Source organism: Nocardia ignorata NBRC 108230 (assembly GCF_001612905.1).
Lineage (GTDB): Bacteria > Actinomycetota > Actinomycetes > Mycobacteriales > Mycobacteriaceae > Nocardia > Nocardia ignorata.
Genome location: NZ_BDBI01000020.1, coordinates 56,844 through 69,847, shown reverse-complemented (window position 1 = coordinate 69,847; position 13,004 = coordinate 56,844). Strand labels below are relative to the sequence as shown.

9 protein-coding genes are annotated in these 13,004 nt (G+C 68.1%); 2 read left to right on the top strand and 7 right to left on the bottom strand.

Annotated features, from left to right (window positions below):
* Positions 1–24: 24 nt before the first annotated feature.
* From NI2_RS17250 to metH, 6 genes are all read right to left on the bottom strand, one after another.
* Positions 25–1,836 (bottom strand): choline/carnitine O-acyltransferase, encoded by a 1,812-nt coding sequence (locus NI2_RS17250; RefSeq protein ID WP_067492067.1) that lies wholly within the window; start codon positions 1,834–1,836, stop codon positions 25–27.
* Between the two features lie 9 nt (positions 1,837–1,845).
* Positions 1,846–2,661, bottom strand: a complete 816-nt coding sequence (locus NI2_RS17245) for a class I SAM-dependent methyltransferase (RefSeq protein ID WP_067492066.1) — start codon at positions 2,659–2,661, stop codon at positions 1,846–1,848.
* Between the two features lie 9 nt (positions 2,662–2,670).
* Positions 2,671–3,534 carry a HalD/BesD family halogenase gene (locus tag NI2_RS17240; protein WP_067492065.1) on the bottom strand — a complete coding sequence of 288 codons (864 nt, stop codon included), beginning with the start codon at positions 3,532–3,534 and terminating at the stop codon, positions 2,671–2,673.
* Between the two features lie 157 nt (positions 3,535–3,691).
* A complete protein-coding gene (locus tag NI2_RS17235; RefSeq protein ID WP_255284025.1) occupies positions 3,692–4,384 on the bottom strand; it encodes an HAD family hydrolase in 693 nt (230 codons plus the stop codon).
* Positions 4,385–4,460: 76 nt separating this feature from the next.
* On the bottom strand, positions 4,461–6,251 hold the full coding sequence (locus NI2_RS17230) for a serine/threonine-protein kinase (protein WP_067492064.1): 1,791 nt from the start codon (positions 6,249–6,251) through the stop codon (positions 4,461–4,463).
* Between the two features lie 215 nt (positions 6,252–6,466).
* Positions 6,467–10,063 (bottom strand): methionine synthase, encoded by a 3,597-nt coding sequence (metH, locus tag NI2_RS17225; RefSeq protein WP_067492063.1) that lies wholly within the window; start codon positions 10,061–10,063, stop codon positions 6,467–6,469.
* A 126-nt stretch (positions 10,064–10,189) separates the two neighbouring features.
* Here metH and NI2_RS17220 point away from each other — a divergent pair, with 126 nt between their 5' ends.
* A complete protein-coding gene (locus NI2_RS17220) occupies positions 10,190–11,074 on the top strand; it encodes a PAC2 family protein (RefSeq protein ID WP_067492062.1) in 885 nt (294 codons plus the stop codon).
* 67 nt (positions 11,075–11,141) lie between these two features.
* Here NI2_RS17220 and NI2_RS17215 read toward each other — a convergent pair whose 3' ends face one another.
* The gene (locus tag NI2_RS17215; RefSeq protein ID WP_067492061.1) at positions 11,142–11,447 is read right to left on the bottom strand and encodes a hypothetical protein; all 306 of its coding nucleotides are present in this window, start codon (positions 11,445–11,447) and stop codon (positions 11,142–11,144) included.
* Between the two features lie 237 nt (positions 11,448–11,684).
* Between NI2_RS17215 and NI2_RS17210 the strand changes: the two genes are divergently transcribed.
* Entirely contained in the window at positions 11,685–12,917 is a 1,233-nt protein-coding gene (locus NI2_RS17210; RefSeq protein ID WP_243749666.1) for an NsdA family TPR-like regulatory protein, read from the top strand.
* The last annotated feature ends 87 nt before the right edge of the window (positions 12,918–13,004 follow it).

Here is a 13,004-nt window from a genome sequence, read left to right as displayed (position 1 = left end):
CCACGACCGCGCACCCGACCAGGCTCACGCGAGCAACTCCCGCAGTTCGGCTACAGCCGTGCGCAGGTGGTCGGCGAACGCGTACATCTGATCGGCCACCGACTTCGGCGTGGCCAGGTAGATGTTCCAGCGGTCCGGCAACAGCACGTAGGCGATGCCGATACAGCGCGGGCTGGTCGACCCGAAACCGAAGTAGCGGATGTACTGCGAGGGCGCCGAGCTGGTCGACAGGTAGTCGTCGCGCATGACCGTCCAGCCGGGGCTGTCGAACAACGCGATCCGCTCACCGTCCACACCGAGCTCGGCACCGCGGCGGCGCTGGATCCACTCCAGCTCCCACAGGTGCTGCTCGGGTGCCTGGCCCGCCTGGCATTCCTTGGCGCGGTTCACGTGCGCGGTGGCGGCGGCCCGCGCGGCGGCGAGCTTGGTCTCCTGGTCGGCCTCGGGGTCGACCATGGCGTCGACGAAGGCCACCATCTCCGGTGTCACCACCCGCATGGCCTCGGTGCGGCCGTTGCGGAACTGACGGGTCGCGATGGACTCGTAGGTCGCCCCGGTGATGCCCTTGCTGCGCCGGTGCGCGAGCTGATAACTCAGCTGCGCGAACGCGTCCGGCGAGATGCCGAGCTTCTTGGCGTCGGCGGTGCCGAAGTCGTCGAACGACACCAGCGAGGTGGCGGTGTCGGCGGCGAACTTCGCGAAATCCGCTCCGGCGGCGGCGATATCGGCGCGTGCCGCCGAGTCGAGCTCGAACTCGATCGGCTCGACGGCAGGCAGGCCCTGTGCCTTCGCGCCACTGGTGGCGGCGTGGTCGTCGGCGCCGCGCTCGAGCAGCGCGTCGACGAACGACAGCACCGTTGTGCCGTCGAGCCCGCAGTGCTCGATATTGATGCCCGCCTGGCCGTCGGCGAAGACGATGAACGACACCGACTTGTCGAAGTAGCGGTTGCCGCTGTCGCCGTGCAGGAGCTGATCGCAGGCGTGCAGTTCGTCGCGGGGCGCGAAGTCCTCGAGGCACACCGAGAACAGTGCGGTCTCGATGGCGTCGAACGCCTCCACATTGGCGGGCACGGTGCGCAGGGCGGCCCGGCTGCGGGCCCATTCGGCGCGTGCCTTGGTGGTGAGATGACCGACCGAGGTATCGGTGGCGGCCGGCTTGGTGCCCGCCTTGATCACCGCACGCAACCCGTCGACGAGGTCGGAGAACGCGTACGGCGCACCGTCGGCCCCGACCACGTCCATCCGGAAGATGTTGCCGCGGTAGAAGACCGCGATGTGGCGGGCGTCTGATGGCCCCGGCCATTCGTCGCTGTAGGGCTTTCGAACGGAGTCCTGCACCTCGCCGGGAATCCGGGTCTCGGAGAACAGGTACTTGTTCTGCCACATCGACAACTGCTGTCCACGCTGGGTGACCGGCGGGATCTTCTCCGCGTCCAGGGCCAGCTTGTAGTCGACAGCGGCGCCGATGAGCGCGGCGGCCCGCTCGGCCTGCCCCGCCACCGTCGACGACGCCAGCGGCGTGTCGTCACGGAACAGGAACACGAAGTTGGCGTTGAGCGCGATCCGGTCGCGGCGGCCGAGGTACCGCGAGGGCCAGAACTCGTCGAGCCAGCTGCCGACACCGGGTGTGGCGTCGTATTCGGCCAGCGCGGCGTGCAGGGTGCGCCCGGCCCCACCGGGGCGCAGCAGCTCGGCTACCGCGCCCTCGGTGGTTGCGTATTCCTCGGCGCCGAGCAGCGGAGCGCACCACCGCAGGAACCGCGCGCAACTGTCTTCCAGTGTCGGCAGCGGAACCCGGGGCAGGGTGTCTTCGGCGGCGAACGTGGGTTGGTTCAATCCAGATCCTCAGGTCTCGATGGGATGCGGGCGGGACAGGAACAGGTTGGCGTAGAGCCAGCCTTCGGCTTCGTGATCGGTGGTGTCGATTCCCTTGGCCGCCAACGCATCGAGTACCTGCTGACGTTCCTGCGCCGAGGCGAAGCGACGCTGCTGGAACATACCGGGCCGCTGCTCACTGCGATAGCCGAGCGCGGCGAGTTCGGCGGCGATGGGATCGAAGTCGAACATCCGCAACACGAAGTGCGCCATCCACGGTCGCTTGTGTGGATCGGCTTGCGCGACCCTGGACAGGGTTTTCTCGGTGATGTAGCCGACGCATCCGGTGGAGATCACCAGATCGGCGGAGGCGAGCACACGTCGCTGTGCCTCGGTGGGCTCGGTGGCCTCGAGGTCGGCGTGCACGAAATCGTGCAGGAGTCCGGCGGCGTGGGCGTAGGTCAGCGCCGGGCGTGCGGCGTCCATCCCGATGAAGCGTACGTCGGGCATCAGGTCGGTGCGTAACCGCTCCCGGTCCGCGGCGATGAGGCCGACGCGGTCGGTGTCGGCGTGTTCGCGGTAGTGCGTGGCCAGCTCGTCGACGGTGGTGTCGGTCCGCAGCAGCGCCGCGTTCACTCCGTAGGAGCAGCCCAGGTCGAGCACCGTCGGGATGCGGTCCGGACGTGCGGCGCGCAGCTGGCGCAACTGCTCGGCGAAATGCGGCTTCGCCAGTTCCGGGATCCGGTAGTCCAGCTCGTTCATGCGCGCGAAATACGCACGCGGGTCCGGACTCTCGTAGATGTCGTCGAAGGATGCTTTACCGGTGGTGTGCAACGGAACGGACATGGGTTCCTCTCAGTCGAGCAGTCGGTCACCTCGGACGGCGGCGGCCGCGGCGGCCACGTGATCGGGTAGCACACGGCCGAACAGCTGCCTGGTGCGTTCGACAGTGCCGATCACCCCTGGCCGGTCCGTGTAGGCGAAGATCGCCGAATGTCGTTGTCCGGCACCGGTCACCTCGGTGACGCGGTGTAGGGAGAATCGGCCCTTGAACAGTTGCAGGTCGCCCGGGCGCAGCTCGAGCGCCCGGATGAAGCGCTCGCCCTCGCCGGTCAGCACGGCCCGCACGTCGTCGAGATTCTCGGCGTGCGGGTCGCGGATGTTGGGGCAGTACTCGAAGACACCACCCGAGTCGGGGCGGCGGGTGAGCATGCTGACGGTGAATTCGTTGGTGTCGAAATGCCAGGGGTGCGACATGCCCGGCTCGACCACGTTCAGACACAGCCCGGCCAGCGGGTCGGCGAATTCGTGCAGCTCGTCGAGTTCGAAGCAGTCGGCGACGAAGCGCTGGAACACCGGGTCGGTGTAGAGGCGCTGGATCAGCGCGTCGGTGGGGATGTGGTCGCGGGCGACGAAGGCGTTGCCCCGGTCGAGCACGATGCGCGCCGGGTGATCGGCGGGCAGGTCGGCGTCGAGCGGAATGTTGTAGGCGTTGACCCGCTCCACCTTGTAGTGGGCGTGCGGGGCGATGGCCTCGCCCTCGGCGCGCAGGGTGTCGAGCAGCTGCGGGCGGATGAATTCCCGCAGCACGGTACAGCCGTCCTCGGCGAGTTCGGCACGAGCCGCGTCTATCGCGGCCTGTCTACCCGGACCGCCCGGATCGGTGAGTGGATACCGTGCGATGTCGACGATTTCGTCAAGCCCCCGCGTGCCTGTCATGGAAACAGTTTGCGCGAAAATTCTGTGACACGCCCGGGATTCGGCCGAATCGGCCAATCCCGAACAGATCACAGGGCGGTGAATTCATCTGTGCCACAACGGTTTTCGTAAATTCTACCCCGATGACAGAATTATCACGGTAGGCTATTACGCCCTATCACGCGGTGGCAGTGGCCCGTTCGTCCCGTGCGGCGAAGGCGGCACGCAGGTCGGCCACCGACAATCCGTTCAGTGATTCCCTGAATACCCGCCCGGCGACCTCGGGAACCTCGATTTCGCAGGGAATCACGATCACCGCGCAGCCGGCCCCCTGCGCGGCCAGCGCACCGGTCGGCGAGTCCTCCAGCGCCACACAGTCGGCCGGATCGACACCGAGCAGTTCGGCCGCACGCAGGTAGACGTCGGGCGCGGGCTTGCCGTGGGCCACCTCGTCACCGCAGACCGACAGGTCGAAGAAGTGCCTGCCGAGGGTGTCGAGGCCGTACTCGGTGAGCGAGCGTTTGGTGTTGGTCACCAGCGCGCAGCGCAGACTCGCGGCGCGCACCATGTTCAGCGCGTCGAGCGCGCCGGGGCGCCACGGGATGGGGCCGAGCATCAGTTCGGTGACGCGCTGTTCGAGGAATTCCCCCGCCGCCGCGATCACCTGCGGGGTCGCGGTGACGCCGACACCGTCGAAGAGCATGCGCAGCGCATTGGGCCCGGAAGCACCGATGAGGGAGTGACGCAACTCGTCGCTCATCTCGTGGCCGTGTTCGCGAGCCAGCTCGCGCACCGCGATGTCCCACAGCTTCTCCGAATCGAGCAGCGTGCCGTCCATGTCCCACAGCACCGCGGCCGGTCGCGCGCTCACGTGTTCACTCGCCTCGTTCTCGTCGTCTCGCCGGCACCAGCGCTCGCGGGGCCCGGTCAAGCCTAACGGGTTCGGTTCATACCCCTGATCCGGCGATCTGGAGGTTGCCCGCGTCGCCGGTGACCTGGATCCACCGGTTCTCCGAGCTCACCGACCCGTTGGTGAGGTGGTAGGTGAGCGAGACGACCGCGCGATCGGGGCCGCTGGGGGTGATCGATCCGACAGTCACCGAGCGCACCGTCGACCAGAACGACGAGTACTGGCCGAAGCCGCCGGTCTGGGCCTGGTAGCCGGGGGCAAGGCGCGACCAGGCACCGCTGGTGTTGCCGGGCAGCATCCCGTAGTAGCTCGCGATGAACTGGTTGATGCGTTCGGGCGTCGGTGGGCCGAACGGTGTCGTGGTGATGGTGGTCGTGGTGGGGCGCGGGGTGGAGGTCGCGCTGCTCGTGGCCGGGGTGGAGGTGGGTGCGGTGGTGGCCCCGGACGGCGGCGGCGCCGAGACGGTGATCGTCTCCTGCTCGGGCACGATCACCACGGTGCTCACCTTGCCGTCGACCATGGTGGTCACCGTGACGGGTGAGGGCGGGTCCTGCGCCTGCCGCCCGGCGTCACCGCCACGGTCACGGGTGACGACCAGCACCACCAGCATCACCGTGAATGCGGCGACGGCGGCGGCGAGCAACAGCACGGCGCGGTTGTTGGACGAATCGGTCCGCGGCGGCGCGGCGGGGAAGGCGGGTGGCCTGCCCGACGAATGCCCGCCGGTATCACCTACACCACCGATGAATTCGGTCGCGGCGGTGGAGTCGATGTCGTTCGCCGATGCCGCGGCGTCCTGGACCCGCGGTTCGGCCGGGGGCGGTGGTCCGACCAGGCCCACGGGGCCCGACGAGCCGCCGGTGATCGCGGAGCGGGCCGCCTTCGCGAGAGCCAAACCGCTGCCGAGCAATCCGGCGGCCTTCACTCCCCCGCTCTCGGGTGCGGGCGATACGACAGGCGTCTCACCGAGCGCGAGCACCTTGGTCGCGGTGGCGGGCAGCGCCGGAACACGTCCCGCCGCAACGTCTTCCAGCGCACGCCTGGCCTGTGCCATGGTCGGGCGCTCGGTGTCGTCGGCGGTGAGCAACCACATCAGCACCGGTCCGAGCGGGCCCGCCTTCTTCGGCTCGGGCACCACCCCGCGCGCGACGGCGTGCAGGACAGCGAGGGGATTGTCGCCCTCACCGAACGGCGGCGCGCCCTCGACGGCCGCGTAGAGCGTGGAACCGAGGGCGAACACGTCGGCGGCCGGTTTCGGGTTGTCGCCACGGGCGATCTCGGGCGCCAGATAGGCCGGGGTGCCCGCGAGGAACCCCGTCGCGGTGACGGTGACATCGCCGGTGGCGTGCGAGATGCCGAAGTCGGTGAGCTTGACGGTGCCGTCGTCACCGACGAGCAGGTTGGCCGGTTTCACATCGCGGTGCATGATCCCGGCGTCGTGCGCGGCGGACAACGCCGCCGCGGCCTGCGCGCCGATCCCGGCCACCTCGATCGGCGACAGCGTCGCCCCGCCGGAGATCTTCACCGCGAGGCTCGGCGCGTTCATGTATTCCATGACCAGCCAGGGCTGGCCGTCCTCTTCGGCGACATCGAAGACGGTGATGGCGTTGGGGTGGTGCAGGCGGGCGGCGATACGCCCCTCACGCATGGCGCGCAATTTCGCTTCCAGCGCTTGGGTTCCGGTGAGACCCGGCGCGAGCAGCACCTGCTTGACCGCGACGGTGCGCCGCAACCGGACGTCGGTGGCGCGCCACACCACACCCATCGCACCCGTGCCGATCGGGTCGGTGAGTCGATAGCGTCCCGCGATCAACCGATCCGATGTCATAACGTGTGCCCCTCCTGCTTACCGCCGAGTCGTCCAGCCCTCCGCGCCACAGCGGGATGAAACTTCCGAAAATCCTACGTGCCTCAGTGCTTCGATTCCGTTGCCGACCGTCGACCACCATGGTCGACCCGCCGGGTTCGTGATCAGATTCACAACGGGCACAGTACGAATCGGGCCGGTCCGAGGTGGACCGGCCCGATCACCGAACACCGATGTCAGGCGTTGAAGTACTTCGCCTCGGGATGCAGCAGAACGAAGGCGTCGGTGGACTGCTCGGGATGCAGCTGCAGTTCTTCCGACAGCGTCACCCCGACCCGGCCCGCGTCGAGCAGGTCGACGAGCTTGGCGCGATCCTCGAGGTCCGGGCAGGCGCCGTAGCCGAAGGAGTACCGCGCACCCCGGTAGCCGAGCTTGAAGTAGTCCTGCACATCGGCCGGGTCGCTGTCGGCGACCGACTGCCCGTCGATGCTCAGTTCCTCGCGCACCCGGCGGTGCCAGTACTCGGCCAGCGCCTCGGTGAGCTGCACGCCGATACCGTGCACCTCGAGGTAGTCGCGGTAGCTGTCGCCCGCGAACAGGGCATTGGCGAAGTCGGCGATCGGCTGGCCCATGGTGACCAGCTGGAAGGGCAGCACGTCGACCTGACCGGTCTCGCGTGCCTTGTCCCGCGAGCGGATGAAGTCGGCGATGCACAGGAACCGGTCACGCTGCTGACGCGGGAAGGTGAACCGATACCGAACGGGTGCATCCGGTTGCGGCTCGGTCAGCACGATGACCTCGTCGCCCTCCGATACCGCCGGGAAGTACCCGTACACCACGGCGGCGTGCTGCAACACGCCCTCGGTGGCCAGCCGGTCGAGCCAGTACCGCAGCCGGGGACGGCCCTCGGTCTCGACCAGTTCCTCGTAGCTCGGCCCGTCACCAGCACGCTGCCCGCGCAGACCCCACTGCCCGAGGAACAACGCCCGCTCGTCGAGCAGACCCGAGTACTCCGCCAGCGGAAGGCCTTTCACCACACGCGTGCCCCAGAACGGCGGGGTCGGCACCGGCTGATCGGCGGCCACGTCGGAACGCTCGGGCACCACGATGGGCGCCTCGGCGGCCTTGCGCTCGGCGGCGATCCGCTTGGACCGTTCGTGGCGGGCCTTGCGCTCGGCGGCCTTCTTCTTCGCCTCGATCGCCTCGGGGCTGTCGGGGTCGAGACCACCGCCGCGCTTGACGGTCATGATCTCGTCCATCAACCGCAGACCTTCGAAAGCGTCACGCGCGTAGTGCACCTCACCGTCGTAGACCTCGGTGAGGTCGTTCTCCACGTAGGAGCGGGTGAGCGCGGCACCACCGAGGAGCACCGGGAACTGCTCGGCCACGCCCTTGGCGTTGAGCTCGGCCAGGTTCTCCTTCATCACCACGGTGGACTTCACCAGCAGGCCGGACATGCCGATCACGTCGGCCTTCTTGTCCTGGGCGGCGTCGAGGATGGTGGCGATGGGCTGCTTGATGCCCAGGTTCACCACCTCGTAGCCGTTGTTGGACAGGATGATGTCGACCAGGTTCTTGCCGATGTCGTGCACATCGCCCTTCACCGTGGCCAGCACGATGCGGCCCTTGCCCGAGTCGTCGGTGGCCTCCATGTGCGGTTCCAGGTGCGCCACCGCGGTTTTCATCACCTCGGCCGACTGCAGCACGAACGGCAGCTGCATCTGACCCGAACCGAACAGCTCACCGACGGTCTTCATGCCCGACAGCAGCGTCTCGTTGATGATCTGCAACGGCGGCACCGACTTCATCGCCTCGTCCAGATCCTCGCCGAGACCGTTGCGTTCACCGTCGACGATGCGGCGTTCCAGGCGCTCGAACAACGGCAGCGCGGCCAGCTCCTCGGCGCGCGAGGCCTTCGACGACGCGGTCGACACGCCTTCGAACATGGCCATGAGCTTCTGCAGCGGGTCGTAGTCCTCGCCGCGGCGGTCGTAGATCAGGTCGAGGGCGGTCTCGCGCTGTTCGTCGGGGATCCGGCTCATCGGCAGGATCTTCGAGGCGTGCACGATGGCCGAGTCGAGCCCGGCCTCCACGCACTCGTGCATGAACACCGAGTTCAGCACCTGCCGGGCGGCCGGGTTCAGGCCGAAGGAGATGTTGGACAGACCGAGGGTGGTCTGCACCTGCGGGTGGCGGCGCTTGAGTTCGCGGATCGCGTTGATGGTCTCGAGACCGTCCTTGCGCGATTCCTCCTGCCCGGTGCCGAGGGTGAAGGTCAGCGTGTCGATGATGATGTCGGACTCGGCCAGCCCCCAGTTGCCGGTGATGTCCTCGATCAACCGCTCGGCGATGGCGACCTTGTGCTCGGCGGTGCGGGCCTGGCCCTCTTCGTCGATGGTCAGCGCGACCACGGCGGCACCGTGCTCGGCGACCAGCGCCATGATCTGCTGGAACCGCGACTCAGGGCCGGCACCGTCCTCGTAGTTCACCGAGTTCACCGCGCACCGGCCGCCCAGGTGCTCGAGCCCGGCCTGCAACACGGCGACCTCGGTGGAGTCGAGCATGATCGGCAGGGTGGACGAGGTGGCCAGGCGCGAGGCCAGCTCGTTCATGTCGGCGGCCCCGTCGCGGCCCACGTAATCGACGCACAGGTCGAGCATGTGGGCGCCGTCGCGGGTCTGGTCCTTGGCGATCTCGAGGCAGCGCTGCCAGTCGGCGGCCAGCATCGCGTCACGGAATGCCTTGGAGCCGTTGGCATTCGTACGCTCACCGATCATCAGGATCGAGGCGTCCTGCTCGAACGGCACGGCGGTGTACATGCTCGACACCGCGGGCTCGTGCTCGGGGTGACGGCGATCGTCGATCGGCGGCAGCGTCTTTTCGACCTCGCGCACCGCCTCGGCGACCTGACGGATGTGCTCGGGCGTGGTGCCACAGCAACCACCAACCATCGACAGCCCGAACTCGGAGACGAAACCGCTCATCGCGACGGCCAGCTCCTCGGCGGTGAGCGGGTACTCCGCGCCCTTGGCACCGAGCACCGGCAGACCAGCGTTCGGCATCACCGACACCGGAATGGTGGCGTGGCGCGACAGGTGCCGCAGGTGCTCGCTCATCTCGTCGGGCCCGGTGGCGCAGTTCAGGCCGATCATGTCGATACCGAGCGGTTCCAGCGCGGTGAGCGCCGCACCGATCTCGCTGCCGACGAGCATGGTGCCGGTGGTTTCCACCGTCACGTGGGTGATGATCGGGATCCGGCGACCGGCGGCGAGCATCGCCCGGCGGCTGCCGGTGATCGCGGCCTTGACCTGCAGCAGGTCCTGGCAGGTTTCGATGAGGATGGCGTCGGCGCCGCCGTCGAGCATGCCGAGGGCGGCCTCGGTGTAGGCGTCGCGCAGCGCGGCGAACGGGGCGTGACCCAGCGTCGGCAGCTTGGTGCCCGGGCCCATCGACCCGAGGACGTAGCGCGGGGTGCCGTCGGCCGAGGGACCCATCTCGTCGGCGACCTCGCGGGCGATACGGGTGCCGCGCTCGGACAGGTCGCGGATCCGGTCGGCGATGTCGTAGTCGGCGAGGTTGGGCAGGTTGCACCCGAAGGTGTTGGTCTCCACCGCGTCCGCGCCCGCCGCGAAGTACGCGCGGTGGATGTCGGCGAGGACATCGGGGCGGGTGTCGTTGAGGATCTCGTTGCATCCCTCGAGGCCGCGGAAGTCGTCGAGCGTGAGGTCCGCGGCCTGCAACATCGTGCCCATCGCACCGTCGCCGATGACGACACGGCGTCGCAGCGTGTCGAGGAGCGTGGTATCGAAAGTGGTGGGCAAGGACGCAGGCATGGTTCAAGACTAGTGGGCGCCTCCGACACACGAGACCACTGTCGGTGATCCAGTGGCCCGGGCCACACAACACGCAACCCTGCCGGTCGCCACAAAACAATTGGCCCAAGACACTAGGCTGACCTGGTGGATGCCAGTGAGACCCCCGAGACGGAACTGCCGACGTTGCGCAATCCCGTGCTGGTCGCGGCCTTCGAGGGCTGGAACGACGCCGGAGATGCCGCCAGTGGCGCGGTCGAACACCTGGAGTTGCTCTGGGACTCCGAGCCGCTGGCCGAACTCGACTCCGAGGACTATTACGACTACCAGGTGAACCGGCCGACCGTGCGTCAGGTCGACGGGGTGACCAGGGAGATCCAGTGGCCCTCGACCATGTTGTCGGTGTGCTCGCCGCCCGGCAGCGATCGCGACGTGGTGCTGCTGCGCGGTATCGAACCCAATATGCGCTGGCGCAGCTTCTGCAACGACCTGCTCGAGTTCATCGAACAGCTGGGTGTGGAGACGGTGGTGATCCTCGGCGCGTTGCTGGCCGACACGCCGCACACCCGGCCGGTGCCGGTCACCGGTTCGGCCTACAGCCCGGAGGCCGCCGAGCGATTCAATCTGGAACAGACGCGCTACGAGGGTCCGACCGGAATCACCGGCGTGCTGCAGGACCAGTGTGTGAAGGCGGGCGTGCCCGCCGTGTCGTTCTGGGCCGCCGTTCCGCACTACGTGTCGCAACCGCCGAATCCGAAGGCGACGATCGCGCTGCTGCACCGGGTGGAGGAGGTCCTCGACATCGAGGTGCCGCTCGGCGAGCTGCCTGCTCAAGCCGAGGAGTGGGAGGCCGCGGTGAACGAGATGACCGTCGGCGACGAGGAGATCAGCGAATACGTGCGCTCGCTCGAGGAACGGGGCGATGCGGCACTCGATCTCAACGAGACGATGTCGAAGATCGACGGTGACGCGATCGCCGCGGAGTTCGAGAAGTACCTGCGCAGGCGCGGGCCGGGAAGCTTCGGGCTGTAGACCCGATGCACCGGCCCGCTCGGGCCGCCGCCGTCAGAATGGTCGTTCGGTGTCGAAGGCCGCCATCTCAGCGCTCCAGGGTGAGGACTTGGGCGGCGGCTTCGTGCGCCAGCTTGGCGATCAGCATGTCGCGCGGAATCGTCTGCCCGGCAAGATGATCGAGCGACGGGACCACCACGTGGTGTGCGTCGGCCCGCTTCAATTCCTGGGTGAGTTCGGCGAAGGCCGCACCGTCACCCGCGGTCGATTCATGGAACGTCGCGGCGAAACACATCCCCGCCGTAGCCGCGAGGCTGCGTAGCGCATCCTCCAATTGATCGCCCTGGCCCTCGGCCAGATCGTCACGCAAGTATCCATAGATCAACGCTTCCACCCGAACCTCCGTTGGATTGGGATCGCTGTTCTGTTGTCGGATCCCCCCGCGCGGCGCCAGCCGCCGCGCGGGGGTACTGCGTTGCCTCGCAAGCTCTCCTGCGGGGCGGGTGATCGGTCCGGCCGAGCACCTACTTACAGCATGCGCATTCGTCCTCCGTTGTAGCAGATGTCAAACCGATGACATCTACGTGCCCTATCCGGGACGCCGAACGTTAACTGGTGGAATACTACGGCCGTGACCGCAACTGATGATCGACCCGTCTGGGCTGTCCGGATGCGCTCGGAACGTGACGCGAGGGGATGGTCGCAAGCCGACGCCGTCCGCGCGATGCGTGCCAAGTCCTCACACAACCTGCCGACGGACAGTACTCTGCTGCGCAATTGGCGCCGCTGGGAGTCCGGTGAATCACGACCCGACGAGTTCTACGCGCCGATCATCGCGGCCGCGTTCGACACCGTCCCCGCCGCGTTCTTCCCCAAAGCCCGTCCCAACCGCGATGACGAGCTGTTATCCGCAACCGGTATGGACACCCTCGAATTCATCGGCAGGCTACGCATGTCCGATGTCAACAGCGCCACCCTCGACGCGGTGCGGATCACCGCCGAACGGTTGTGCTGCGAGTACGCCTACGCCGACCCGCACGAGCTGCACGCCGAGGGAACCGCGTGGTTGCGCCGGATCACCTCGCTGCTCGACGGCCGACTCACCCTGAGCCAGCATCGGGAGATCCTCGTACTGGCCGGCTGGGTGGCGTTGCTGGTGGGTTGCGTCGACTACGACCTCGGCCACCGGGCGGGCGCGGAAGCCACTCGGCGGGCGGCGGATTCGCTCGGCCGTGAGGCGGGCAACCCCGAGATCGTCGGCTGGGCGGCGGAGATGTCGGCGTGGTTCGCGTTGACCCAGGGCAACTTTCGTGGCGCCATCGATGTCTCCGAGAAGGCGATGGCGGGGACCACGTCGATGGGTGTCGGGGTGCAGCTGGCCGCGCAACGCGCCAAGGGCTGGGCGCGCCTGGGCGATCGCCGGGCGGTGCAGACCGCGCTCGACGAGGGCCGGGCGATTCTGGCGCGGATGGGTCATCCGGCCGATCTGGACAACCACTTCGTCGTCGACGCAACGAAATTCGACTTCTACGCCATGGACTGCTGCCGGGTGGCCGGGCAGGACCGGCTGGCCGAACGCTATGCCCAGCAGGTGATCAAGGATTCGACGCGGCCCGACGGCAGTGTGCGCAATCCCATGCGCGTGTCCGAAGCCCGACTCACCCTCGCCGTGGTCGCGGTGCGCGACCGCGATCTGGAGCGGGCCGTGGAGGAGGGCGTCGCGGCGTTCACGGCGGGCCGCAAGTCGCTGCCGTCGCTGGCCTGGATCGCGGGCGAGGCGGCGCGCGAGATCATCGAACGCTTCCCCGGTGATCCGCGTACCCAGTCGTTCCTCGAGCAGTTGCGCTCGCTCAACGTCGGGTGAGCGCGGCGGCGGTGCCACGCCGATCCGGGGCGGGTCGGTCGGAGCAGTGCTCGGTCACCACTAATCTGTCTACGGTGACCGACCACC

Coding starts and splice junctions, on each gene's coding strand:
- NI2_RS17230 (WP_067492064.1), bottom strand. CDS start 6,251: ATGACATCGGATCGGTTGATCGCGGGACGCTATCGACTCACCGACCCG.
- NI2_RS17240 (WP_067492065.1), bottom strand. CDS start 3,534: ATGACAGGCACGCGGGGGCTTGACGAAATCGTCGACATCGCACGGTAT.
- NI2_RS17245 (WP_067492066.1), bottom strand. CDS start 2,661: ATGTCCGTTCCGTTGCACACCACCGGTAAAGCATCCTTCGACGACATC.
- metH (WP_067492063.1), bottom strand. CDS start 10,063: ATGCCTGCGTCCTTGCCCACCACTTTCGATACCACGCTCCTCGACACG.